The following is a 23,504-nucleotide window of genomic DNA, read 5'->3' on the forward strand; positions in this document are numbered from 1 at the left end:
CCTGAAGACATCGCTGGACGTCCGTGAGGTCACCTCACCCGCGGAAGCCAGACGGTTCGTCGACCTTCCGTGGCACCTCTACTGCGGCGATGCTCGGTGGAGGCCGATGCTGCGCCGGGTCATGCGGACGAAGATGGACGCCCGCAAGAATCCGCTGTACCGCGAGGTCGAGGTCGCCAACTTCGTTGCTTACCAAGGAGAAAGGCCGGTCGGGCGGATCTCGGCCAGTATCGACTCCGAGTACGTCAAGCGATACGGCGGCTGTGGGTTCTTCGGACATTTCGAGAGCTCACCTGACGAGGTTGTGGCCGGCGCGTTGCTGGAAACTGCGGAGGACTGGGCACGTCGTCGTGGCATGGACAAGATGATCGGACCCTACAGCTATTCGACGCGGGAGGAAGTAGGGCTGCTCGCCGAGGGCTACGACACCCCGCCGACCCTGATGCAGCCGTACAACCCGCCGTATTACCTGCAGCTCGTCGAGTCTGCCGGGTACCAAAAGAAATTCGACAGTGCCTCGTATCGCTGGAATACCGGGTCAGGCAGCGCTGTTCAGCGGCGCCTCGTCAAACGTGCCGACGCGGTGATGGACGCGCAGGGCGCCACGGTGCGGTCCGTTCGTATGAAGGATTTCAGCAACGAGCTGGAAACTCTACGGGGCCTCTACAACGATTCCTTCGCCCGCCATCCAGAGAACGTCCCGCTGAGCAAGGCGGTGTTCGCCAGGATGGCTGTGGAAATGCGGCCGTTGATCGATTCCCGCATCGTCCGCATCGTCGAGGCGGCCGGATCTCCCATCGGGTTCTTGTTGATGCTGCCCGACGTGAATGAGATCTCCGGGCAGTCCGGCCGGCTCACCCCGTCGATGTTGCTGCGCATGGCAGCCAAGCGCGGGGGACGGATCCGCGGTATCGACACCGCGGTCGTCGTCCTCATCGGTGCCGTCGAAACCCAGTTCGGGGCGGGAATCGGCCGCATCCTGGCCGGCGAGATCGTCAGGGCCAGTACCGGCAGCGGATATTCGTCGGTGGCGACCACCTGGGTACACGAAGACAACGTCTGGTCGAATTCCCTGGCCGCGCAGATGAAGACCGAGCCGGACAAACGGCACCGCGTCTACCAGAAGGCACTGTGATGGCCGGCCGAATCCTCGTCACCGGGGGCGCCGGGTACCTCGGCAGCGAGCTGGTGGCAGAGCTGGTTCGTAACGGTGAAGCAGTCACTGTCATGACCGGACCTGACGACCGTGCGGCCCAACCGGGGGGTTTGGGCCGGGGGGTTGAGGTGGTCCGGGCCGATATCACCGATTCGGACAGTGTCGATGCAGCCATGCGCGGTATGTCGTATGTGTATCACCTCGCTGGCATTGCGTCTCCGAATTCCCGTCTCGCCCATTCCATCTGGAACGCCAACGTGCTGGGTTCCTACTACGTGGCGCAGAGCGCATTGCACCACGGAGTCCGGCGCGTCGTCCATGTGTCGTCGACAGCCGCCATCGGCTATCCACCCGATGGTGTGGTGGCCGACGAGCGGTTCGACGTCGGGGGCTCGGTGCTCGACAACGTATATGCCGCCACCAAACGGGCCGGAGAACGCGTGATGCTCGACTTCGGCGAACGAGGTCTCGATGTCGTGGTGGTAAATCCCGCTGCGGTTTTCGCACCCGCGTCCGGTCCTTCGCGATCCTGGCAGGGACTGTTGGTGGCCGCGCGGCGCGGTCTACTGCGGGGCGTGCCCCCGGGTGGGACCGCGGTGTGCTCGGCCCGGGACTTCGTCGCCGGAGCCACCGCAGCCATGGTCAAGGGCGGGTCCGGGGAGCGGTACATCCTCTCCAGCACGAACCTCACCTACCGCCGGATCGCGGAATTGCTCGTCGAAGCCGTCGGCCGCAGCCACTCTGTCCGGACCCTGCCGATGGGTCTGTTCCGCACCGTCGGAGCCGGGAACCGCGTGATGCGTGACCTGATCGGCAATCCCCGCCACGACGATGCGCTGGTGCCCGAGAACGTCGAGTTGATGGGTCGCCACCTGTACTACGCCTCCGGCAAAGCCGAGCGAGAGCTCGGTATTTCGAGAATGCCCGCCGTCGAATTGATCACGGAGTTCGTCCGATGACTACCGATATCCGCCAGAAAGCGACCGGGTCGGGTTCCAAAGACGCGCTCGGCATCTCGATGGCCGAAGCACGGTCGCTGATCGCCGACCTGACCGCGCGACGCCGGTGGATTTACTGGGTCGACCTCATCGCGTGCGTGGTGATCGGCTATGCCGCGTTCGTGCTGTGCCCGGCCGACCGCTTGCTCTCGCCGATCGCGATCGGCTGTATGGTGATCGCCGCGCTGGCCTTCTACCGCGCGGTGCTGTTCGTCCACGAGATCGTCCATGCACCCGAAGAGCTGCGCTGGTTCTCGGTGGTGTGGCACGTGGTGTGCGGAATTCCTTTGCTGGTACCGCAGTTCACCTATGAGTTCCACCAGGAACATCATGGGTCCCGCACCTACGGCACCGCCGAGGATGGTGAGTACGTCCCTTATGCGACCGAACCGCGCTGGCGGGTGATCGCATTACCGTTCACCGCGCTGCTCGGCCCGCTCGTCTTCGTGCTGAGGTTTCTCGTGCTGGCGCCGCTTTCCTGGTTGGCCCCGCGGATCCGGTCCTACGTCCTGACCCGGGCGTCGGCGCTGATGATCGACGCCGACTTCGTCCGCAAGCTACCCGACGGGCGTACGCCACGATCCTGGTTGGTGCAGGAGTTCGCCTGCTTCGCCTACCTGGTGGCGATGCTGGCACTGCTTGTCGGCGGGGTGTATTCACCGAACCGTCTCGCCGAGGCCTATGTGATCGTCGCGGCGGTGCTGTTCGTGAACTGGATTAGGGTGCTGGCTGCGCATCGTTATGAGAGCCGCAACGAGCGGATGACGATTCCCGAGCAGGTCCTCGACTCGATCGACCATCCATCCATGCCGATCCTCGGGGAGCTGTGGGCGCCGCTCGGACTCCGCTATCACGCGGTGCACCACCTCTTTCCGAAGCTGCCCTACCACCAGCTCGGAAAGGCTCGCCGCCGCCTGGCCGAGGCGATTCCCCGTGACGGCGGATTCTGGACCACCGAGGATCGTTCGCTGACCACCTCTCTGTGGAGGCTTCTCGCGCATCCCAGGGAGGCACTGTGATGCGAGATTCGGCCGCGGCGACATATTCGCGACGGCTGCCGATCCGGCCCGTCGAGGGGGTCGGATCCCGGCTGCGTGACGCCGACGGACGCTGGTACATCGACTGTCTGGCGGCGGCGGGCGCGATGTCTCTCGGCTGGAATCATCCCGTTGTCCGGGAGGCGGTGATCAAGACCCTCGAATCGGGGGAGCCGTGGCAGTCGCTCGACTTTCACACCCCGACCAGACAACGATTCGTCGAGGACCTGCTGACCATCCTGCCACCGGGACTGGCACGTGACGGCCGGGTGCACCTGTGCTCGCCGAGCGGGGCCAGTGCGATCGAAGCGGCGCTGATGCTCGCCGAGATCGCCACCGGCGGACGTGAGCACATCGGTGTCCAAGGCGGTTTCCACGGCTGCACCCGGGCCGCGCGGGCGGCCAGTTCCGGTGGCGGACTGCGCCGTCAACCGGTGGTGCTCGCTCCACGGGCCACCTTCCTGCCCTATCCGCAGGATTACCGGTGCCCGTTCGGGGTCGGTGGAGAGCGCGGTATCGATCTGGCGGTGGCCGCGGTCGAGAACCTGTCTCGGCCTCACTCCGGCATCACCTCGCCGGCCTCCGTCCTGGCGGAGTTCGTGCTGGGGGAGGGCGGTGTGATCCCGGCACCGTACCGGTGGGGTAACGCGTTGCGGGACACGGCAAGCCATTTCGATGTTCCGCTGATCGCCGATGAGGTGCAGGCCGGGATGTTCCGGACCGGTCCGGCCTGGGCATTTCAGCGTTGCGACGTCGAGCCCGACATGATGGTGATCTCGAAAGGCCTCGGTTCCGGACTGCCCATCGCGGTGTTGGTGGTCCGGGAACGCTATGACGTATGGGAGCCCGGCGCTTTCACCGGAACGTTTCGCGGCAATGCGATGGCGTTCGCCGCGGCGAGTGCGGTGATCCGCTTCGCTGTCGAGACAGATTTGGCGGACCGTGTCCAGACGACGGGCGCCGCTTTTCTCGACGGCCTCAAGTCCGTCGCGGCGCAGTCCGACATCGTGGGTGACGTGCGGGGGGCTGGGCTGATGCTCGGAGCCGAGATCGTCGATCCGATGCTGCCGCGACAACACGGCGCTGCGGCGCCGGACGCGGAACGGGCTCGACGCATTCAACTGGCCTGTCTGCAGCACGGACTCATCGTCGAAACCGGGGGCCAGTACGGGAACGTGGTGCGCTTCCTGCCGCCGCTGACCATCAATGAGGTCGACATGTCGGCTGCACTCTCTGCCTTCGAAGCCGCTGTGCGACAAGAGGGTCGGAAGCGTGCGACCTGCGACGTCCTGATGGGGGCGCAGTGACAACCGATAGGAATCCGTTCGCCGCTGATTTTCTCACTGCCACCGGACTCAGCGGCTATCGCGAAGCGTTGACCCTGGCAGCCATCTGGGCCGGTACGGATTTGCGTGATCCGGACCGGCCGGGGTTGGTGGCCGGCTACGCAGAGTTGAACAAGGTCGTCGAGGGGTTCGAACTCGACTCCGCAGAGGGGATCGGGTTGCCACGCGCGTTGGGCGAGGCGGCCGGCTTGCTGTCCGGACAGTCCGCGATCGTGACCCATCCCGGTTATCTGGCACATCTGCACTGCCCTCCTACGCTGTCGTCGCTGGCCGCCGAGATCCTGGTCAGCTCCTTCAATCAGTCGTTGGATTCCTTCGACCAGGCGCCGGCCGCCACCGCGATCGAACAGAAGGTCATCGGCGACCTGTGTGCCACACTCGGCTACGACAAGGGCGCCGACGGCACGTTCACCAGCGGGGGAACCCAATCCAACCTGCAGGCGCTGATGATGGCCCGAGACCTGTTCGCTCGCGACAGGTTCGGATCCGACCTGTCTGCGGGGCTGCCGGCCGAGGCCGGCTCCTGGCGCGTGTTGTGTACCCGCCAGGCCCATTTCTCGGTGCGGCAGGCGCTGAGGATCCTCGGCCTGTCGGGCGCCGTGGTCGAGGTGCCGACCGATGCGGCCGGGCGGATGCGGATGGACGGGCTGATCGACTGTATTGATCGGGCGGCTGCGGCGGGCACGCCGATCATGGCGCTCGTACTCACCGCCGGCACAACGGACTTCGGGGCGATCGACCCATTGCCGGAGGCGATCGCCGTTGCGCGCGAACACGGCATCTGGACCCACGTCGACGCCTGCGCAGGTGGCTGCCTAGTGTTCAGCGCCACCCATCGTCATCTGCTTCGAGGGGTCGAGATGGCCGACTCGGTGGCCGTGGACTTCCACAAGCTCCTGTTCCAGGCGATCAGCTGTAGTGCGCTACTGGTACGCCGGAGCGAATCATTCGAGATACTGGCTGATCATGCCGATTACCTGAACCCGCTTCAGGATTCGGCCGAAGATGTGGTCAATCTGGTCGGGAAGTCGTTGCAGACGACCCGGCGGTTCGATGCCCTGAAGGTGTTCGTGACATTGCGCGCACTCGGGAGACAGCGGGTCGGCGAGATGATCGATGCCACCTGTGCGGCCGCGGCTGCGGCTGCGGCTGCGGTTGCGGATCACCCGGGGTTGGCTCTGGTGGCGCCCGTCGCGACCAACACCGTCGTGGTGCGCTGGCACCATGCCGACCTGTCCGACGCCGAGTGCGACGACGTGAACCAGCAGATCCGGATCGCGCTGGCCGATTCGGGGCGCGCCGTGATCGGCCGGTCGACGGCGGCCGGCAGTCAGGCGCTCAAGCTCACCTTCGTCAACCCCCTGGTAAGTCCTGAGGCTGCTGCCGACGTCATCGCGGCCATCTGCGGCGAGGGCGACCGGATCCATGCCTGCGGAAGGGAATTCACCAACGCATGAGTACAGAACTTCTTCGTGTCGACCGGGTGCGCCCTGACGATGCGCGGTTCGGCTGGGCGAAGGGTGTGGAATACACCATCTTCGGGCTGGAGAACGGTTGGGCGAGCGACTCGGACACCGCGGCCGGCGAAATGGTGCACTACCAGCAGTGGGAACGGTCCTCGGAGATCTTCGTGGGGCTCAGCGAGGATTCCGATGAACCGGTCGGAGTCCTGCGGGCGTTGCGGGCAGATACCGAACTCGGCCTGGACAGCTTCAGCACATTGCGCGACGGCCGCAGCTACGCGGTGGCCGGCCGGCCGGCGCGAAACTTCCTGTACCCGGAGTGGAATTCGTTCTTCGAGGACATCGCACCGGAGCGCATCGCCGAGCTCGCTACCCAGGGGGTGTGCAAGAAGCACCGGCGCGTGGGCATGATCGAGCAGATCTGGCAGGCGTTCTTCGGCAGCCTGGCGGCCGACGGTGTCGACTTCGTCACCGTGGCGCTCGTGGTCCCGCTGTTCGAGTGGTACAGCCAGCTGTTCTCGACGCGTATCCACCAGATCGGCGAGATCATGCCCGACTACATCGGGGCCGACAGCGTTCCGGCCGTCGTCGACATCAGTGGATCGTTCATCGCGGATGCCAACCGAACCCTTTTACCGTCAAGCAATTAGAGGAACACCGACATGCGATCCATTCACACGCAAGAACACGTCTTCCGCAAGGTCAGCGAGATCGACTGTCCCGTCGACCTTGTGTGGGACCGGGTGACCACCCAGGAGGGCATCAATGACGAGATGGGCCCCTATCTCAAGATGACCATGCCCCGCCGGTTTCGGGGACAATCGATCGCCGACGTCACTCCCGGAACCCGGATCGGTAAAAGCTTCCTTCTGCTGTTCGGCATCGTGCCGTTCGGGTTCGACGACATCACCATCGCCAAGATCGATGCCGGACGCATGTTCCGCGAAGAGTCGATCATGACCGGGATGAGGATCTGGGTTCATCACCGCACCCTGGAACCGTTGGGGGACAAGACGATCGTCACCGACGAGATCACGCTGGCCCCACAGGCGCCGATGGGGCTCATCCCGGGTTGGGGGAAAGTGATGAGCCGGGTCCTGTCGGCCTTTTTCAGCCATCGGCACCGCAGGCTGAGCCGAACCCTGACCGGTGCGGGCACGGCGCGGTGAAGCGGATTCTCGCGGCTGCCGGTGCGTGTGTGATCGGGCCCGGTCTGCTGGCCGGCTGTACATCGGTGAACGAAGCGGCCGGAAAGCCGGTCGGGCACGCCTACGCACTGCTGAAGTATCCCGATGCCGCGGCCGAACCGGCGGCCGAACCCCGCCCCGACTCTCCCTACGGAACGTATCCGTTGGAGATTTCGGGCTCGGTCACCTATCTCGACGAGACGACATCGCTGCCCACCTCGGGTGTGCTGACCATCGGCCCGGGGCCGCGGCGCGGTGAGATGCAAGTCGAGCAGTACTACATCGGTGACCGATTCCCGTACGAGGCCGGCATCGTGTCCACCGGGTCCGACGAGGCCGCGGCCGGCACCCTGGATGCGATCACGATCGTCAACCCGCTCGATTCACGCGTGTCGCTGCAATGCGCGGTGAACGGGGGAATCGACTTGGCCGGCACCGGTGAGCCGCATGAGGTGACCGGGTCCTGCGGTGGCGGTGCGACGGTCGCGGGCAGCGTGCGTTCAGAAGGCAGCCGGCAGGGCACCTGGCGCGGCAAGCCCGTCGAATTGGTCCGCACCGTAGTCGATCTCAACGTGATGGGTGTGAGTACCGGCACCATCCACCAGGTCAACGACACGCCCAAGGGCGGCAGTTTTCCGCTCTACACCGAGCTCAAGGTGGACCTCACCGCACAGGGAATCCACCTGACCGAAGAGCTGGAGCGCCACGTCCTTCCCAGAGTCGGAGATTGAACGACCCATGTCTGAAGAAAAACAAGACAATCCGTCACCGGCATTGCTCGCCGATGGCGTCACCAAGTCCTATCCCGGTGCACAGAACAGTGCTGTCGACGGACTCAGTCTGACGGTGCCCCGCGGGGTGGTCTACTGCCTGCTCGGCCGAAACGGTGCGGGCAAGACCACCACGATCCGCATGGCCACGACGCTGCTCGCGCCGACGAGCGGCCGGCTGGAAGTGCTCGGCATCCCCGTAGCCGAAACCGATGAGCTCCGGCCGCTGATCGGCGTGGCGCTGCAGGAGGTAGCGCTCGACCTCTGGATGTCGCCGATCGAACAGATCCGCATGAGCCTGGCGATGGCAAGCTGGCCGAAATCCGAAAGGCGCAGGCGGGAGGACGAACTCGTCGAGCAGTTCGGGCTGGGCAAGTACCTCACCCGAAAGGTGGGCGCACTGTCGGGAGGCATGCGACGCCGGGTCGACGTGGCGCTGGCGGTGGCCCACGACCCGAAGATGCTGTTCCTCGACGAGCCGTCCAGCGGCCTCGACATCGAGGGCAAGCAAGAGGTGTGGAACGCCATCCGCTCCCTGCGCTCGCAGGGCCGCACGGTGGTGCTGACCACCCACGACATGGACGAAGCGGTCTCGCTGGCCGACGAAGTCGGAATCATCAAGGACGGCAGATTGGTCGCATCCGGATCGACCCAGGAATTCACCAGAAGCCACGGATTCGTCGCGGCGATCTCATCGGACGTGCCGATACCGGACGCGTCGGTGCAGGCATTGGCCACCACCGGCTATCCCGTGGAGCGCACCACCGACACCGCGCTGACGGCGACGCTTGAGTCGGCGTCGGCCTCCGCGCTCGGCAGGCTCAGCGCCGAACTGGAGCGGATCGGACTGGGCGAGGCCGAGATCGAGGTCCGGTCGACCTCGCTGCGTGACGCGTTCCTGGAGGCCACCCGATGAACTCGTTGTCGAACACCTTGCGGTTGTTCCGCCGCTATGTCGTTGTGGGCCTGCGGCAGCCGGTCTTCGGTTTCATCTTCCCGATCGTCTTTCCCGTGGTCCTGGTGATCTTCGTGCGATCGATGTTCCAGCGGGTCGCCGATCTGCCCGGATTCCCGCTGTCGTCCTATACCGCCTATATCGCCCCAGGCCTCATCATGCTGATCCCGATGCTCGGCGCGGGGTACGGCGCGGGCACGCTGATCGATGAGATCAGGTCCGGCTTCACCGACCGACTCCGTCTCTACGGTGTGTCGACCAGGCAGATCATGGCGGCCAAGTTCGGATTCGAGATGTTCCGGATCCTGCCTGCGGCGGTCATCGTGATCGCCCTGCTGGCCCTGCTCGATGCCCCGCTGCGGGCCGGGATCCTCACTGGCGCATTCCTTGTCGTGCTGATGTTCCTGTGGTCGGCGGCCTATAGTTCGTTGTTCTATCTGGTGGCGCTGCGCACGCTCAACCCGCAGGCACCGGTGGCGATGCTGCCGCTTGCGCTGCCGGTGCTGTTCATCAGCCAGGCGCTCATGCCGTCGGTGTTCCTGTCGGACTGGCTTCGGTTCAGCATCAACCTGAACCCGTTCTCACACATCGTGGCGGCCGCGTCGACGATCATGTACGGCGAGTTCGACACCGGGACCGTTGTGACGGGTTGTCTTGTCGCCGTTGGCATGTTCGCCGTCCTCCAAATACCCATCCACATGGTGATTCGCCGCAAGATCGGAAGGTAGTCAGGCCGTGTCAGAAGTACGGGAATTTCTCATCGAGTTCATCACCGACGAGCTCGAGCTGCCCGCCGAAGACGTCAACGATTTCTCGGAACTGGTCGGGGACCTGGGTTTCGACTCACTGTCGTTCGCCCTAGGGGTATCCGAGATCAAAAACCGATTCGGCGTCGTCCTCAACAAAGACGATGTGTTCGAGTGCAAGACCGTCGGCGCCCTGGTCGAACTGGTGGAGAACCGCCGGCTTGCCACCTCCGGTGCGGTGAGCACGGCAGGCAACCCGCCGGGACAGCCGTGAACCGGATCCTGGACAGACTGCGTGCCGGGGCCGAGATCACCTCACGAGGTCTCACCGCGGCACCGGTCGACCCCGACGGCCGATCGCGCCTCGACCAGCTGACGACGGCGACCTGGGCACGGGTGCACCGGTCCGGCCGCGCCGTCGCGGGTGGGTTGCAGCAGGCGGGGGTGCTGCCGGGAGACGCGGTGGCCGTGCTGGCCGGTGCACCAGGGGAGATCGCCCCACTGGTGCAGGGCATCTGGATGTCGGGCGCTGCCGTGACCATGCTGCACCATCCCACCCATCGGACCGAGATCTCGGCGTGGGCGGCGGACTTGGGGCCGACGCTGTCGACGATCGGTGCCGCGACCGTGGTTGTCGGTAGCCCGTTCCTCGCCGCCGGCGAAGCCCTTTCCGCCGCCGGCGTGCGGACTCTGCTGCTGACCGAACTGCTCGAGGCGACACCGGGTCAGATCGTGGATTCGGACGAGGATGCGATCGCCTTCCAACAGCTGACGTCGGGATCGACCGGCAGGCCCAAGGCCGTCGCGATCAGCTACCGCAACATCGAGTCCAACCTGGTCGGGATGGCCGCCGCCTCAGGAGCGGACGCCCAGACCGATGTGGTGGTCAGCTGGCTTCCGCTCTTTCACGACATGGGGATGATGGGCTACCTCATCACGCCCATGTGTCTGGGCATCGAGACCGTCAAGGTGACGCCGGTCGACTTCCTCGGCGATCCGCTGCTGTGGGCCGAGCTGATCACCAGGTATCGCGGAACCATGACCGCGGCACCGAATTTCGCTTACTCGGTGCTTGCGCGCAGGCTTCGCAAGGTTGCCGATGGCGCCTACGACCTGTCGACACTGCGGTTTGCGCTCAGTGGTGCCGAGGCAATCGATGTCGCGACGCTGGACCGGTTGACCACTGCGGGGGCCCGGTTCGGCCTGCGCAAGCACGCCATCGTGCCTGCCTACGGAATGGCCGAGGCGACGCTGGGAGTGTCGTTCGTGCGCCCGGGCGACGAATACCGCGTGTGCGAGCAGCGGGTGGCACTCGGGCAGCCGCTGCCGGGATGCCAGGTTCGCGTGGTGGCCGAGGACGGCTCGGTGGTCGAGTCCCTGGCCATCGGTGAACTGGAGATCCGCGGCGAGAACGTGACCCGCGGATACCGCACCGCCGAGGGGATCGAGGCCGTCACGGACGCCGACGGATGGTTCCGCACCGGGGACGTCGGCTATCTGACCGACGACGGCCAACCCGTCATCTGCGGCCGTAAGAAGGACATCCTGATCATCTCGGGCCGCAACGTCCATCCCGAAGACATCGAGCGAAGCGCGTCCGGAGTGGACGGTGTGCGCTCGGGCGGCGTTGCCGCGGTGCGACTTTCCACCGCGGCCGCGGGCGAGGGATTCTCGATGGTGGCCGAGTCGGTACTGCACGCCGACGGCACCGAGACCGCGCGGATCCGTGCCGAGATCGCCGATCGAATCTATCGACAACTCGGGATCAGCCCGAGGGCCGTGCACGTGGTCCCGGCCGGTTGGCTGCCGAAGACCTCGTCGGGCAAGCTGCGACGGTTGGAGACGACGGCGCGATTGGGCGGGCCGGGATATCCCGGGGAGCGTGAACTCGTCAGATGACTGTGCGGGACAACAGTGCCCGGGTTGTCCAGATGGGTGCGGGATATCTGCGGCGTCATCCGGTAGCGGCGCTGGCCACGGTGGGCGAGCAGGTGGTACTCGGGTTGAAGACGATCCGGTTCTGCGTCTCCGACTTGGTGACCGGGCGATTTCAGTGGGCCGAGTTCGTTCGGCAGGCGGCTTTCATGGCCGGCGCGGCCGTCATGCCGACGGTCCTGGTGGCGCTGCCGATCGGGGTCACCTTGTCGATCCAGTTCGCACTGTTGGCAGGACAGGTCGGCGCGACATCGCTCGCCGGTGCTGCCAGCGGACTGGCCGTCGTGCGACAGGCCGCCTCGCTGGTTTCTGCGCTGCTACTGGCGGCGGCGGTGGGCGCCGCGATGACTGCGGATCTGGGCTGCCGGACCATGCGCGAGGAGACGGCCGCGATGGAGGTAATGGGCGTTTCGGTGGTCCGTAGGCTCGTCGTGCCCCGCTTCGCGGCCGCGATCGTCATCGGCATAGCACTCACCGGGGTGGTGTGCTTTGTCGGCTTTCTGTCGAGCTACCTGTTCAACGTTTACGTCCAGGGCGGTGCGCCCGGCAGTTTCATCGCCACGTTCGCGTCGTTCGCCACCACGGGAGACATGCTGCTCGCATTGTTCAAGTCGGCGGTGTACGGCGCGATCGTCGCGGTGGTGTCCTGCCAGAAAGGGCTCGCCGCCGGGCAGGGGCCGGCCGGTGTCGCCAACGCCGTCAACGCCGCGGTCGTGGAATCGGTTCTGGTCTTGATGACCGTGAATGTCGCGGTGAGCCAGCTCTACACCATGCTCTTCCCGCGGACGGGATTGTGAGATGACCCAGCCCGTGATGACGCGGCCGGTGGCGCGCTTCGGCCACTTCGTCGCATTCTCCGCCCACGCCCTCGCGGGTGCGCCACTCGCCCTGCGCCGGTACCGGCGGGAGTTCCTCCGACTGGTCTCTGACATCACCTGGGGCAACGGATCGATCGTCGTGGGCGGCGGCACCGCCGGGGTGATCCTCGTCCTCGGCATCACCACCGGAGCCCTGATCGCGGTCGAGGGGTACGACTTCCTGAATCTGCTCGGACTCGGTCCGGCAACCGGGATCATCTCGTCGTTGGTCACCACCCGCGAGCTGGCACCGATCATGGCTGCTTTGGCGTTCGCGGTTCAGGCGGGCTGCCGATTCACCACGCAGATCGGCTCGATGCGGATCTCCGAGGAGATCGACGCGATGAACTCGCTTGCGATCAGGCCGATTCCGTACCTCGTCACCACCCGCCTGCTGGCCTCGGTGGTCGCGATCATTCCCCTGTACGCGGCGTGCCTGGGCATCTGCTACCTGTCGTGCCAGATCATGGTGGGCCTCATCAGCGGGGGATCGCTCGGGCCCTATCTGCACTACTTCACGTTGCTGATCAGTGGAACCGACATCCTGTACTCGATGGTGAAAGCCGTCGTGTTCGTCTGGATCGCGGCAACGGTGCAGTGCTACTACGGATACTGCGCCGGCGGTGGTCCGGAGGGCGTCGGCATCGCCGCGGGGCACGCCATGCGGGCCAGTATCACCGTGGTGATCATCGTCAACATGCTGCTGACGATGGCGCTGTGGAGCGTGAATTCCGGTGCAAGGCTGGGTGGTTGACGGTGGCGAGCATGGTCGATCTGGACGGAAACCACCTCACCGGCAGGCAGCTGATCCGGCGTGGAACCGTGGCGCTCGTCGTGGTCGGTGTGGTGGCATCGGCGTTGCTGGTCAAATCGACCGGGATGTTCGACCGCAGCCTGCATGTGGTGGCAGAGCTGCGGAACATCGGCGACGGCCTGCCGGCCCGATCGGATGTGAAGTTTCGCGGGGTACTCGTCGGCGCGGTGGAAAGTGTCACGCCCGGGACCGGCGCACAGCCCAGTCACGTTCACATCCGGCTGGATTCGGTTTACGCACAGGGCATACCGGCCGGCGTCGCGGCCCGGGTGGTGCCCAGTAATGCCTTCGCGGTGTCTTCGCTGCAATTGGTCGAGACCGTCAACGACTCGGCCGGACCGATCCGCGACGGTGGACGGATCACCGAGGACACCACCCTGCCGACGGTGTTGTTCCAGACCACCATCACCAAACTGCGCGACATCCTCGCGGCAGCGGGGCGCGGACGCGACGACCACACCATCGGTGTGCTCGCCGCCGTTGCGGCGGCCACCAACAACCGCCGCGGGCAACTGCTCACGTCGGCGTCCGAACTCAACCGGCTGATCGATGAGCTCAACGCCGTCGTCGCGACCGACGAGGGACCATCGACGATTTCGGCGTTGTCCGAAGCCGCGCGCGGGCTGTCGGCGACGGCACCGGACCTCATCGAAGCACTGCACGAGGCAGTGGAGCCGATGCGGACCCTGGTCGAGCAGCGCAGAAGCCTCGAGGATTTCCTGGCGGCCGCTGCGCACACCACGACTACCAGCGTGGAGTCATTGCACAATCAGACCGACCGACTGGTCCACATCACCACCGATCTGACGCCGGTGCTCGGCGTGCTGGCGCAGAATTCCCAGCATTTCGTGCCGATCAGCCAGCGGATGACCAGGTTCTCCGACACCTTCTTCGCCGAGGTCTGGGATTCCGAGCTCGATACGGCGCGCGGCCGGGTGAACCTGTCGTTCACGCCGTCCTATACCTACACCCGCGCCGACTGTCCGCGCTACGGTGCGCTGCCCGGGCCGAGCTGCTCCACAGCCCCCGAGGTGCCCGTGCGGGCCGACCTTCCCGAGGTCCTGATGCCGCAGAACTACCAGCCGCCACCGGATCTGGCGCCACCGCCGGGCACAGCTGTCGGGGAGAACGGCAACCTCGTCGCGGTCGGTCCGCCGCTGCTGGCCTCACAGGTGCCGCCGGTGGATCCGTATCCGCCTCTCCCGCCTGGTATCTCCCCGGCGCCGCCGGTACCCGGCAGCGCGGCACCTGCCTCGTTCGGAGGCAACGTCGGCCCGGTCGGCAGCGGTCATGAGCGCGACCGGTTGGGCGAGCTCACCGGTGAACCCGCGACGGTGGCCACCCAACTCATCCTCGGTCCCGTCGCGCGCGGGACGGTAGTCACGCGAGCGCCGCTGCCCGCGGCGGAACCCAAGCGGTAGGAGAACATTCCGATGTCCAGTTCTGTCCCGGGGGTCGAGTCGATACGACGCCGCGGCCCGCTGCTGGGGCTGTGCCTGTTCCTGGTGGTGGCCACCGTGCTGACCTGGCTGGTCTATGTCACGCTGCGGCGGGATGTCAGCGGCCCTGCCGCGTCCTATTCCGCAGTGTTCACCGACGTCTTCGGGTTGCGTGAGGGCGACGATGTCCGGGTGGCCGGGGTCCGGGTCGGCCGCGTACAGACAATCGAGTTGCAGGGAACCCTGGCGAAGGTGTCGTTCATCGTGCAGGCCGGCCACCGCCTCACCAGCGGCACCGTCGCATCGGTCAACTACCAGAACATCGTCGGACAGCGATATCTCGCATTGGACCGCGGTGGTGACGGACCGGCCACCGAGCTCCCGGCCGGGGCGGTGATCGGGCTGGACCGCAGCGAGCCGTCCTTCGACATCGGCACGCTGCTCAACGGCTACGAGCCGCTGTTCGCCGTCCTGGACCCCGAGCAGGTGAACAACCTCACCAACGCGGTCGTCGGATCCCTGCAGGGTGACACCGCGGCCATCACCCAGCTGGTCGACCAGACGTCGGTTCTCACCGAGACCTTCGTGGGTCAAGACCGCACCCTGGACCGGGTCATCGCCGGGATGGACGGCGTGGTCGGCAATCTGGCCGGCCAGAACGACTACTTCGAGCGGACGATCACCGCGGCGCGAAATGCCGTGGCAGCGTTCGATAATCGTCGCGAACCGCTGGTGTCGTCCCTTGGCACGATGACTGCGGTGGCCGGCAATCTGTCGCGGATCGCGCGTGACGTGCAACCGGCGATCCGGGACATGCTCAACCGCGAGCCCGGCTACACCCGGCACATGCTCGACATCGAACCGCAGATCGCCTACACGGGGCTCAATACCCCACTGCTGTTGAAGGGACTGTCGCGGGTGTTCGGAGAGGGCGCCTATATGAACGCCTATGCGTGTGACGTCAACGCCTACGGGTTCTTTCCGGGGCTCAACGATGTCGTGCCGATCATCGTCGATGCCGCGACGCCGGGCGGCACCGCCAAGCACACCCCCAAGTGCAGGAGCATGGTCAATGGCTGACCAGACGTCCAGGAAGGCCTGGCTCGGACTGCTGGCCGTGCTCACGGTGGGAGGTCTGATCGCGGCGATGCTGCTCGTCAAGGAGGCCGGCATCGGATATCACCGCTACACGGCGAAATTCCTTCAGGCGGCGGCCCTGCGCGCCGACGACATCGTGGCGGTCGCCGGAATCCCGGTGGGAACGGTCACCGCCGTCCGCCTCTCCGGGGACCATGTCGAGGCTGAGATGCGCGTGCGGGACGACGTCCCGGTGGGCCGTGACACCCGCGCCGCGATCAAGGTGACCACACTGTTCGGCTCCCGCTATCTCGACCTGCGCCCCGGCGGCGACGGCGTGCCCGAGGACCGGACCATCGACCTGGCCCACACCGAGGTTCCCTACGATCTACAAGCCGCGCTTGCCGATTCGACGAGAACCTTCGAACAGGTCGACGCCAACCGGATTGCTGCTTCCCTCGACGTGCTGAGCCGGCAACTGGACGGACTACCCGCGGTGGTACCCCAGGCGATGGACAACGTGCGCGCGCTCTCATCGGTGATCGCGCAGCGACGGGACCAGCTGGGCAATCTGCTGGTGAACACCGAACACGTCACCAGCATGCTGCGCCGCCAGCAGTCCGAGATCGGAACCTTCATTCGCCAGGGGCAGGAACTGGTCGGCGAATTCGTGGCCCGCTCAGCTGCATTCCACGCGCTGATGCAGTCCCTGCGGTCCGTGGTCGACTCGCTGCACACCATCGCGGTGCACGACCGCGCCGCACTCGACGACGTTCTGTCCACCATGGCGCAGCTGAGCGGAAAGTTCGCCGAGCAGGATGCGCTCTTCCGGAACCTGTTGCAGATCGCGCCGGTTCCGATCCGACAGATCGCGAATGCCACCGGCTTCGGCAACGCGATCGAGACCAACGCCCCGGCCGGTGCCCTGATCGATTCCTGGATGTGCGCCATCAGTGGCCGGGCCGAGCAGTTCGGGATGATCCCGTATCTCAAGGACTGCAAATGATCTTCAGACACAAGCGTCTGGCGCTGGTGGCCGTGCTGATCATCCTGGTGGCGGTCGTTGCCGGACTGTCCCGGCATCTGGTCACCCACCGCGATCGCAGCATCACCGTGACCGCCCAGTTCGACAGCGCTGCCGGGCTGTACGTCGGAAATGTGGTGGCGGTACTGGGAATTCCGGTGGGCCAGGTCACCAAGGTGACGGCGAAGGGCAGCTACGCCGAGGTCGACTTCACCGTCGACGACACTGTCGCGATACCGGCGGATGTCGAGGCGGTGACCCTGTCCACCTCGATCCTCACCGACCGCCAGATCGAGCTGTCACCGCCGTATCGCGGGGGACCGACTCTGCGCAACGGCGACACCATCGGCCTGCATCGCACGAAGACCCCGGTCGAGTTCGACCGGGTGCTCGGGATGCTCGACAAGCTGGCGACGTCGCTGCGGGGGGACGGGACCGGCGGTGGGCCGGTCGCCGACCTGCAGAACGCAGGGGATGGCGTGGTTGCCGGGCACGGCGAGCAGATCAAGGGCGCCCTCGACGAACTGTCGCGCGCATTGCGGTTGAGTTCGGACGGCGGCGTCCGCACCCGACAACAGGTGACCACCATCATCACCAACCTCGGTTCACTGCTGGATGCCGCGGCCGGCAACGACGCGGAACTGCGCGAATTCGGCTCTACCGTGCGTCAACTCAGCCAGGTCCTGGCGCAGGAGGACTTCGGGTCGGGGACCACCGGTAGGCAACTCAACGAGGTCGTCGCAAAGACCGGTGAGATCCTGTTGGCGAACCGGGACCTGATCAAGCAGGGAATAGCCAATGGCGACACCAGCATGCGGACGCTGCACGATCGGCAACGCGAGCTCGCGGAGTTCTTCGACGTACTCCCGCTGATGGCCGACAACCTCTACAACGCGATCGACCAGCGGAACGGAGCCATCCGTGCGCATTTCCTGGCCGACCGCATGGTGTTCGACGGCCAGATGGCCAAGGAGGTCTGCAACATGATGGGTCTGCGCCAGCTCGGGTGCAGTACCGGCACCCTGCAGGACTACGGGCCTGACTTCGGCCTCACCAACATGCTGGACGGCCTCGCGGCGATGGGGCAGAAATGATTGCGGCACCGGGTTGTCTGCGGCGGACGCTGGCCGCACTGTCGGCGGTTCTGCTGACCGCGGGCTGTGCCACGAACGGGCTGGCCGACCTGCCCTTGCCCGCGCCGGGCCTCGGCTCGGGCGGTTACCGGCTGACCGTGGTGTTCGCGAATGCGCTCAACCTGCCTGAGCGCGCCAAGGTCAAGCTCGGTGGGGCGGACATCGGTCAGGTCGAGGATATGCAGGCGCGCGACTTCACCGCGGTCACCACGCTGCGGATCAGAGACGACGTCCGGCTTCCGGTGGGCAGCACGGCCGAACTCCGTTCGGCCACACCGCTGGGCGATGTGTTCGTTTCGATCATCGCACCCCGCACCGAGCGGTCCGATACGCGTCAGCTCGGGGACGGCGACAGCATCGGGCTCGACTCCACGACTGCGGCGGCAACGGTCGAGTCGGTGTTGAGTTCGGCGGCAGTCCTCGTCAACGGAGGAGCCGTCCACAACCTGACCAACATAGTCAACGGGATGGGCAAGGCGGCCGGGCCGGACGGCCGGGCATTCGGTGACCTGGTGGCAAAGTCGAATCAACTGCTCGGCACGGTGAATGCCCGGTCGGCACAACTCGATTCCGCGATGGCCGAGACAACGCGCCTGGCCGAGCTGCTGGAAACCAAGAATCACGAGGTCGGTGAGATCCTGAGTGCCGCGGCACCGGCCACCGAGACGCTCGCCGGTAACACCGGTCAGGTGACCGATCTCGTTCTCACACTGGGTGACATCTCGCAGGACCTCGCCAAGTTTCCGTCCATCGCCGGAACCGATTCCAGCGGCCACAGCGTGATCGACGATGCGGACGCGATCGCGCGGGCATTCAATGACGTCGTGGTGGATCCGCAGACCAGTCTGGTCTCGCTGAACCGCCTGTATGCGCCGTTCATCAAGATGACCGCGGGCACATCGATGGCAGGGGCGGCCGGGATCGACCGGCTCGTCCTCGGATCCATTCCCGACGCCGGATTTTCGGGGGATCCCGGACTTCACGGTCCCAAACGGGCCGACTGGCACCAGCTGGTCGGTTCGATCAAGTTCGTGCTCTGGCGGTTGCAGGAACGGGTGGTCGGCAGAGGACCCCAACCGTGAGCGGCACCCGGCGCAGTGCGTGGGCTGCCCTGTCGGCTTTGGCGCTCACGCTGGTCGTGTCGGTCTATTACCTGATGGTCGGCGTGCTGCAAGTCAGGCCGCTGTCGGCGACATACCGAGTCACCGTGCAGCTGTCGGAATCCGGTGGGCTGCTGCCGAATCAGGATGTGACGATGCGCGGGGTGCGGGTGGGCAAGGTCGAGCGCCTCGCATTCACTCCGAGCGGTGTGGAGGCCGTCCTCCGCATGTCGGATGCCGCCCGCATTCCGGCGTCGAGCGCGGTCCGCGTCTCGGCGCTGTCGGCGGCCGGCGAACAGTACGTCGACTTCGCCGCGACATCCGATGGCGGGCCATATCTGGCGGACGGAGATGTGATCGCCCGCGACCGGACCGGCGTGCCGGTCCCGATGGCCGATCTGCTCGCGAACGCCGATGGGGTGCTGGCGCAGGTGGATCCGCAGAAGCTGGAGCGGCTCAAGGCCGAACTGAGCCTCAGCGGGTCCGGGCCGGAGAAGCTCTCCGCGATCGTCGACGGCGGGACGTTCCTGCTGTCGACGTTGGATTCAGTGCTGCCCGAAACGGTGAGCATCATCAAAAACAGCCGGATAGTGCTGTCCTCAGCGGTAGATGTCAACAATGGAATCGCCACCACGGCAACCAATCTGCGTCACACGCTGGCGGGGGTGGCCGGAATGCAGGACGGTTATCGTGAGCTTCTCGGCCGATCTCCGGCGACGCTGGGCGCGATCGACAATCTCTTCACCGACAACTCAGACACCATGGTGCAGTTGCTGGGAAATCTGGCCACGGTTGCGCGGCTTTCCTACGTCCGGGTACCTGCACTCGCTGCGCTCTTCCCCGACTACCGCGGTTCGGCGCTGGAGGCCTTCATCAGCACGATGCACGAGCACGGACTGTGGGTGACCGCCGACATCTATCCGCGGTATGCCTGCGATTACGGCACACCCCGCCGCCCACCCTCGGCCGCCGACTATCCCGAACCGTTCCTGTACACGTACTGCCACGACGATGACCCGAGCCTGCTGGTTCGCGGTGCACGCAATGCTCCGCGGCCGGCCGGCGACGACACCGCAGGCCCTCCGGCCGGAGCTGACTTGGCCACCACAGCCGAACCGACGCCGCAGGGCCGTTACAGCATCCCGACGCCCTATGGCGGACCCACGCTGCCGATCGAGCCGCCGCGCTGATCGCCCGTGTGTGACCGGGAGGAGCGGGTCGGCCAGTTACTGGGCCACCACTCGGCGACGACCACGATCGACCGCAGGAGCCGGACGTACCAGATCATCGCGGCGACTTGCAGTCGGTCGCGGGCACGGGAGAATCGAGGCATATGGAAATGGTAATCATTACCAATAGCAACTGGGGAGTCAGGCTAGCTGAAGGGTGACAGCTGAACCCCTCCGGCGATCAAGTGTTCACGCACTGCCGTGGCGATCTCCACTGCACCCGGCGAATCGCCATGCACACAAACCGATTCCACTGTCACTCCGATGACAGAACCGTCCACCGCGGTCACCTGGCCGGCCATGACCATCGAGGCCACCCTCTCGGCGATCTCGGCGGGATCGTGCAGCACCGCCCCAGCTTCGCGTCGGGACACCAGGGTGCCGTCGGATTGGTAGGCGCGGTCGGCGAACGCCTCGGCGACGGTGCGCAGCCCGCGTTGCTCGGCCTCCTCGAAGAAGACCGATCCCGACAGGCCGAGTACCGGCAGCCCGGCGTCGACGGCGTGCACCGCGGCCGCTACCGCGGCGGCCTGCTCGGGATGGCTGACGATTGTGTTGTACAGCGCACCATGGGGTTTCACATAGGTCACCGTCGTACCCGCGGCCCGGGCGATGCCCTGTAGTGCGCCGATCTGATAGATCACGTCGGCGGTCAGGTCCTCGGGGGTGACGTCGATGAAGCGCCTGCCGAATCCGGCCAGGTCCCGGTAGCTCACCTGGGCGCCGACCCGTACGCCGCGGGCTGCCGCCTCGCGACAGGTACGCAGCAGTAGTGCCGGGTCCCCTGCGTGGAATCCACAAGCGACGTTGGCGCTGGTGACCAAGCTGAGCATGGCCTCGTCGTCACCGAGTTTCCACGCGCCGAAGCTCTCGCCCAGATCGGCGTTGAGATCGACGGAGACAGCCATCCCTTCAGCCTAAGGCGATGCGTCGGCCGGCCAGCCGTTCTCCGCCACGAATTCGGGCAGCGGGCGTCCAACGGTCCAGTGTTCGATCTCCAGCACCGGCCGGTCGGGGAACTCGGGCACCGGCCCGAGGCACAAGATGGCCACCGGCTCGGCGCCATCGGGCATTCCCATCAACTGCGCGAGCGGTAACGGCTCGAAGATGGACACCCAGCCCATGCCGAGGCCCTCGGCGCGCGCGGCCAGCCACATGTTCTGGATGGCGCAGGACACCGAGGCCAGGTCCATCTGGGGCAGGGTGCGGCGGCCGAAGATGTGCCGGTCACGGTTATCGCCTAGGGCGACGACGAACAGTTCGGCGCAGTCGAGGATGCCTTCGACCTTCAGGGCCAGGAATTCGTCGCCCCGGGAGCCGAGTGCGTCGGCGGTGTGGATGCGTTCCTGGTCGACGAGGGCGTGGATCTTGCCGCGCAACGCGTCGTCGGTGATGCGGATGAACCGCCACGGCTGCATCAGGCCGACGCTCGGTGCCGCGTGCGCGGCCTGCAGCAACCGGCCGAGGACCTCGGGCGGCACCGCGCTGCCGGGAATGAACCGGCGCATGTCGCGACGTTCGGCGATGGCCCGGTAGACGGCGCGGCGCTCGTCGCGGTTGAAGGCGTGCTCAGACACAGGTCGAGCTTAGGTGCGCCGTCGGATGTGCCGGGCATCCGGCCGCTCCCGCAGTCGGTCAGCTACTTGTTCCGGTCGCTGGCGCGCGGGCCGCACGCCGACGGCCTCATTCTCGGTACCGACGGCAATCTCTACGTCGTCGACCCGGCATCCGGGCGCACGGTCAAGACCATCGCCGTGACGGGACCGTGGACCGAACCAACCCGACGACTGGCAGCAGCCCCGGCCGAGCGTGTTCGCCCGCGGTCACGACGTGTATGTCGCCGACCCCGCCACCAGGCAGATACACACCGTTGATGTCGAATCCGGCGAGAAAGGCATCTCGGTGACACTGGAGCACGCACCCAATGAGCTCGGCGGTGTGATGGGGCACAAACACTAGCCGCAAGCTTCGCGTGGGTAACGCTGTGGCGATTGGCGACGCGGATCTCCGCCACAGCGTTACCCACGCGGACACCAAAGGTTCAGTGCCGCATACGTATCGAGCGTGGGGCTGCAAGGCGCTCAGTGCGCGTGGGTGACGTTCCACTCCGGTAGTGGATCGGGATAGCCGACCCAGGCCTGCTCACCCTCGGCCAGTTCGGCATCGGTCAGCAGCGCCCCGTCGAGTAGCCGGTGGACGTTGTCCCGGTCGAGCCTGATCCCGATGAACACGATCTCCTGACCCGGCGCGATTTCGGTGCCCGACCAGTACTGCGCCGGCTCGATCGACAGGTTCGGGCCGGCCTGCGACCAGATTGCGGCGATCGTCGGGCGGCTGGCGATCCAGCAGAATCCCTTGCTGCGCAACACCCTTGTCACCTGGCTGAGCGCGTCGCCGAGGCGCTGGGGGTGAAACGGCCGATCAGAGCGGAAGGTCATCGAGCTGATGCCGTACTCCTCGGTCTCGGGTGTGTGACCCATCGCAAGCTCTTCGTCCCAGCCCGGGGTCTGGGCGGCGGCCTCCGGATCGAACAGCCCGGTGCCCAGCACTTCGCCGATATCGACGACGCCGTGGTCGGTCCGGATCAGCTTGGCGGTCGGATTGAGCCTGCGCAGCAGCGTTTGGACGGTGTCGAGGGTCGCCGCGCTCACCAGGTCGGTCTTGTTGAGCAGGATCACGTCGGCGAACTCCACCTGATCGGTGAGTAGGTCGGCGATGCTGCGGGCATCGCTCTCGCCGGCGGACAGATCCCGGTCGGCCAGGCCTTCACCGCGAACGATCTCGGTCAGAAACGTCGATGCGTCGACGACGGTCACCAGCGTGTCCAACCGGGCCACCGCACCCAGGCTGAAGCCGTCCTCGAACTCCCAGCTGAAGGTGGCCGCGACCGGCATGGGTTCGGAGATGCCGGTCGACTCGATGACCAACTGGTCGAACCGGTTCTGTCGCGCCAGGGCGCCGACTGCCTCCACCAGATCCTCGCGCAATGTGCAGCAGATGCAGCCGTTGGTGAGCTCGACGAGCTTCTCCTCCGTGCGGTCGAGGTGCCCTTGCCCGGCGATGAGCGCGGCGTCGATGTTGACCTCGCTCATGTCGTTGACGATGACGGCGACGCGCCGGCCTTCGCGGTTGGCCAGGATGTGGTTGAGAAGCGTGGTCTTGCCGGCGCCGAGAAAGCCGGACAGCACGGTGACGGGCAGCAGGTCGGGCATCGCACTCCTTAATGAAAATGATTTTC

At 66.0% G+C, this 23,504-nt stretch carries 25 protein-coding genes; 21 read left to right on the plus strand and 4 right to left on the minus strand.

The window, feature by feature from the left end:
* Positions 1–13: 13 nt before the first annotated feature.
* Genes ACZYZF_RS19735 through ACZYZF_RS19830 form a run of 20 tightly spaced genes read left to right on the plus strand, consistent with a single transcriptional unit; the run spans position 14 to position 20,227 of the window.
* A complete protein-coding gene (locus tag ACZYZF_RS19735; RefSeq protein WP_463836632.1) occupies positions 14–1,135 on the plus strand; it encodes an N-acetyltransferase in 1,122 nt (373 codons plus the stop codon).
* Positions 1,135–2,115, plus strand: a complete 981-nt coding sequence (locus tag ACZYZF_RS19740; RefSeq protein ID WP_463836558.1) for an NAD-dependent epimerase/dehydratase family protein — start codon at positions 1,135–1,137, stop codon at positions 2,113–2,115. The genes ACZYZF_RS19735 and ACZYZF_RS19740 overlap by 1 nt, the downstream gene beginning before the upstream one ends.
* Complete coding sequence (locus ACZYZF_RS19745) at positions 2,112–3,173, plus strand: fatty acid desaturase family protein (RefSeq protein ID WP_463836559.1); 1,062 nt, start codon at positions 2,112–2,114, stop codon at positions 3,171–3,173. The genes ACZYZF_RS19740 and ACZYZF_RS19745 overlap by 4 nt, the downstream gene beginning before the upstream one ends.
* Entirely contained in the window at positions 3,173–4,498 is a 1,326-nt protein-coding gene (locus ACZYZF_RS19750; protein WP_463836633.1) for an aminotransferase class III-fold pyridoxal phosphate-dependent enzyme, read from the plus strand. Before ACZYZF_RS19745 ends, ACZYZF_RS19750 begins: the two co-directional genes overlap by 1 nt.
* Entirely contained in the window at positions 4,495–5,994 is a 1,500-nt protein-coding gene (locus ACZYZF_RS19755) for a pyridoxal phosphate-dependent decarboxylase family protein (RefSeq protein ID WP_463836560.1), read from the plus strand. The genes ACZYZF_RS19750 and ACZYZF_RS19755 overlap by 4 nt, the downstream gene beginning before the upstream one ends.
* Positions 5,991–6,650, plus strand: a complete 660-nt coding sequence (locus ACZYZF_RS19760) for a hypothetical protein (RefSeq protein ID WP_463836561.1) — start codon at positions 5,991–5,993, stop codon at positions 6,648–6,650. Before ACZYZF_RS19755 ends, ACZYZF_RS19760 begins: the two co-directional genes overlap by 4 nt.
* A 12-nt stretch (positions 6,651–6,662) precedes the next feature.
* The gene (locus ACZYZF_RS19765; protein WP_463836562.1) at positions 6,663–7,169 is read left to right on the plus strand and encodes a hypothetical protein; all 507 of its coding nucleotides are present in this window, start codon (positions 6,663–6,665) and stop codon (positions 7,167–7,169) included.
* Positions 7,166–7,918: a hypothetical protein gene (locus ACZYZF_RS19770; protein WP_463836563.1), complete on the plus strand. Its 753-nt coding sequence runs from the start codon at positions 7,166–7,168 to the stop codon at positions 7,916–7,918. Before ACZYZF_RS19765 ends, ACZYZF_RS19770 begins: the two co-directional genes overlap by 4 nt.
* Positions 7,919–7,925: 7 nt before the next feature.
* A complete protein-coding gene (locus ACZYZF_RS19775) occupies positions 7,926–8,873 on the plus strand; it encodes an ABC transporter ATP-binding protein (protein WP_463836564.1) in 948 nt (315 codons plus the stop codon).
* Positions 8,870–9,640 carry an ABC transporter permease gene (locus ACZYZF_RS19780; RefSeq protein WP_463836565.1) on the plus strand — a complete coding sequence of 257 codons (771 nt, stop codon included), beginning with the start codon at positions 8,870–8,872 and terminating at the stop codon, positions 9,638–9,640. The genes ACZYZF_RS19775 and ACZYZF_RS19780 overlap by 4 nt, the downstream gene beginning before the upstream one ends.
* 7 nt (positions 9,641–9,647) lie before the next feature.
* The gene (locus tag ACZYZF_RS19785) at positions 9,648–9,932 is read left to right on the plus strand and encodes an acyl carrier protein (protein WP_463836566.1); all 285 of its coding nucleotides are present in this window, start codon (positions 9,648–9,650) and stop codon (positions 9,930–9,932) included.
* The gene (locus ACZYZF_RS19790; protein WP_463836567.1) at positions 9,929–11,557 is read left to right on the plus strand and encodes a fatty acyl-AMP ligase; all 1,629 of its coding nucleotides are present in this window, start codon (positions 9,929–9,931) and stop codon (positions 11,555–11,557) included. The genes ACZYZF_RS19785 and ACZYZF_RS19790 overlap by 4 nt, the downstream gene beginning before the upstream one ends.
* A complete protein-coding gene (locus ACZYZF_RS19795) occupies positions 11,554–12,390 on the plus strand; it encodes an MlaE family ABC transporter permease (protein WP_463836568.1) in 837 nt (278 codons plus the stop codon). Before ACZYZF_RS19790 ends, ACZYZF_RS19795 begins: the two co-directional genes overlap by 4 nt.
* A 1-nt stretch (position 12,391) precedes the next feature.
* On the plus strand, positions 12,392–13,204 hold the full coding sequence (locus ACZYZF_RS19800) for an MlaE family ABC transporter permease (protein ID WP_463836569.1): 813 nt from the start codon (positions 12,392–12,394) through the stop codon (positions 13,202–13,204).
* Between the two features lie 11 nt (positions 13,205–13,215).
* Positions 13,216–14,685, plus strand: a complete 1,470-nt coding sequence (locus ACZYZF_RS19805) for an MlaD family protein (RefSeq protein WP_463836570.1) — start codon at positions 13,216–13,218, stop codon at positions 14,683–14,685.
* 12 nt (positions 14,686–14,697) lie between these two features.
* The gene (locus ACZYZF_RS19810) at positions 14,698–15,783 is read left to right on the plus strand and encodes an MlaD family protein (protein WP_463836571.1); all 1,086 of its coding nucleotides are present in this window, start codon (positions 14,698–14,700) and stop codon (positions 15,781–15,783) included.
* The gene (locus tag ACZYZF_RS19815; protein ID WP_463836572.1) at positions 15,776–16,786 is read left to right on the plus strand and encodes an MlaD family protein; all 1,011 of its coding nucleotides are present in this window, start codon (positions 15,776–15,778) and stop codon (positions 16,784–16,786) included. The genes ACZYZF_RS19810 and ACZYZF_RS19815 overlap by 8 nt, the downstream gene beginning before the upstream one ends.
* Positions 16,783–17,898 (plus strand): MCE family protein, encoded by a 1,116-nt coding sequence (locus tag ACZYZF_RS19820; RefSeq protein ID WP_463836573.1) that lies wholly within the window; start codon positions 16,783–16,785, stop codon positions 17,896–17,898. Before ACZYZF_RS19815 ends, ACZYZF_RS19820 begins: the two co-directional genes overlap by 4 nt.
* On the plus strand, positions 17,895–19,019 hold the full coding sequence (locus ACZYZF_RS19825; protein WP_463836574.1) for an MlaD family protein: 1,125 nt from the start codon (positions 17,895–17,897) through the stop codon (positions 19,017–19,019). Before ACZYZF_RS19820 ends, ACZYZF_RS19825 begins: the two co-directional genes overlap by 4 nt.
* Positions 19,016–20,227 carry an MlaD family protein gene (locus ACZYZF_RS19830; RefSeq protein WP_463836575.1) on the plus strand — a complete coding sequence of 404 codons (1,212 nt, stop codon included), beginning with the start codon at positions 19,016–19,018 and terminating at the stop codon, positions 20,225–20,227. The genes ACZYZF_RS19825 and ACZYZF_RS19830 overlap by 4 nt, the downstream gene beginning before the upstream one ends.
* On the opposite strand, the gene ACZYZF_RS19835 is transcribed toward ACZYZF_RS19830, so the two are convergent.
* From ACZYZF_RS19835 to bluB, 3 genes are read right to left on the minus strand one after another with little or no spacing between them, the layout of a single operon-like run.
* Positions 20,188–20,370 (minus strand): hypothetical protein, encoded by a 183-nt coding sequence (locus ACZYZF_RS19835; protein WP_463836576.1) that lies wholly within the window; start codon positions 20,368–20,370, stop codon positions 20,188–20,190. The two genes, ACZYZF_RS19830 and ACZYZF_RS19835, sit on opposite strands and share 40 nt — an antisense overlap.
* A 42-nt stretch (positions 20,371–20,412) precedes the next feature.
* Positions 20,413–21,174 carry a LamB/YcsF family protein gene (locus ACZYZF_RS19840; RefSeq protein WP_463836577.1) on the minus strand — a complete coding sequence of 254 codons (762 nt, stop codon included), beginning with the start codon at positions 21,172–21,174 and terminating at the stop codon, positions 20,413–20,415.
* 9 nt (positions 21,175–21,183) lie between these two features.
* Positions 21,184–21,843 (minus strand): 5,6-dimethylbenzimidazole synthase, encoded by a 660-nt coding sequence (bluB, locus tag ACZYZF_RS19845; RefSeq protein ID WP_463836578.1) that lies wholly within the window; start codon positions 21,841–21,843, stop codon positions 21,184–21,186.
* A 253-nt stretch (positions 21,844–22,096) separates the two neighbouring features.
* On the opposite strand from bluB, the gene ACZYZF_RS19850 reads away from it, so the two are divergent.
* Entirely contained in the window at positions 22,097–22,225 is a 129-nt protein-coding gene (locus tag ACZYZF_RS19850) for a hypothetical protein (RefSeq protein ID WP_463836579.1), read from the plus strand.
* Positions 22,226–22,347: 122 nt separating this feature from the next.
* Here ACZYZF_RS19850 and ACZYZF_RS19855 read toward each other — a convergent pair whose 3' ends face one another.
* Complete coding sequence (locus ACZYZF_RS19855; protein WP_463836580.1) at positions 22,348–23,478, minus strand: GTP-binding protein; 1,131 nt, start codon at positions 23,476–23,478, stop codon at positions 22,348–22,350.
* Between the last annotated feature and the right edge of the window lie 26 nt (positions 23,479–23,504).

The sequence above is a fragment of the Mycobacterium sp. IDUB_24 genome (genome assembly GCF_055419385.1).

Bases quoted from the DNA above. Each gene is read 5' to 3' on its own strand.
- ACZYZF_RS19740 (WP_463836558.1), top strand. From the start codon at position 1,135: ATGGCCGGCCGAATCCTCGTCACCGGGGGCGCCGGGTACCTCGGCAGC.
- ACZYZF_RS19745 (WP_463836559.1), top strand. From the start codon at position 2,112: ATGACTACCGATATCCGCCAGAAAGCGACCGGGTCGGGTTCCAAAGAC.
- ACZYZF_RS19750 (WP_463836633.1), top strand. From the start codon at position 3,173: ATGCGAGATTCGGCCGCGGCGACATATTCGCGACGGCTGCCGATCCGG.
- ACZYZF_RS19760 (WP_463836561.1), top strand. From the start codon at position 5,991: ATGAGTACAGAACTTCTTCGTGTCGACCGGGTGCGCCCTGACGATGCG.
- ACZYZF_RS19765 (WP_463836562.1), top strand. From the start codon at position 6,663: ATGCGATCCATTCACACGCAAGAACACGTCTTCCGCAAGGTCAGCGAG.
- ACZYZF_RS19775 (WP_463836564.1), top strand. From the start codon at position 7,926: ATGTCTGAAGAAAAACAAGACAATCCGTCACCGGCATTGCTCGCCGAT.
- ACZYZF_RS19780 (WP_463836565.1), top strand. From the start codon at position 8,870: ATGAACTCGTTGTCGAACACCTTGCGGTTGTTCCGCCGCTATGTCGTT.
- ACZYZF_RS19795 (WP_463836568.1), top strand. From the start codon at position 11,554: ATGACTGTGCGGGACAACAGTGCCCGGGTTGTCCAGATGGGTGCGGGA.
- ACZYZF_RS19800 (WP_463836569.1), top strand. From the start codon at position 12,392: ATGACCCAGCCCGTGATGACGCGGCCGGTGGCGCGCTTCGGCCACTTC.
- ACZYZF_RS19805 (WP_463836570.1), top strand. From the start codon at position 13,216: ATGGTCGATCTGGACGGAAACCACCTCACCGGCAGGCAGCTGATCCGG.
- ACZYZF_RS19810 (WP_463836571.1), top strand. From the start codon at position 14,698: ATGTCCAGTTCTGTCCCGGGGGTCGAGTCGATACGACGCCGCGGCCCG.
- ACZYZF_RS19815 (WP_463836572.1), top strand. From the start codon at position 15,776: ATGGCTGACCAGACGTCCAGGAAGGCCTGGCTCGGACTGCTGGCCGTG.
- ACZYZF_RS19820 (WP_463836573.1), top strand. From the start codon at position 16,783: ATGATCTTCAGACACAAGCGTCTGGCGCTGGTGGCCGTGCTGATCATC.
- ACZYZF_RS19825 (WP_463836574.1), top strand. From the start codon at position 17,895: ATGATTGCGGCACCGGGTTGTCTGCGGCGGACGCTGGCCGCACTGTCG.
- ACZYZF_RS19835 (WP_463836576.1), bottom strand. From the start codon at position 20,370: ATGCCTCGATTCTCCCGTGCCCGCGACCGACTGCAAGTCGCCGCGATG.
- ACZYZF_RS19840 (WP_463836577.1), bottom strand. From the start codon at position 21,174: ATGGCTGTCTCCGTCGATCTCAACGCCGATCTGGGCGAGAGCTTCGGC.
- ACZYZF_RS19855 (WP_463836580.1), bottom strand. From the start codon at position 23,478: ATGCCCGACCTGCTGCCCGTCACCGTGCTGTCCGGCTTTCTCGGCGCC.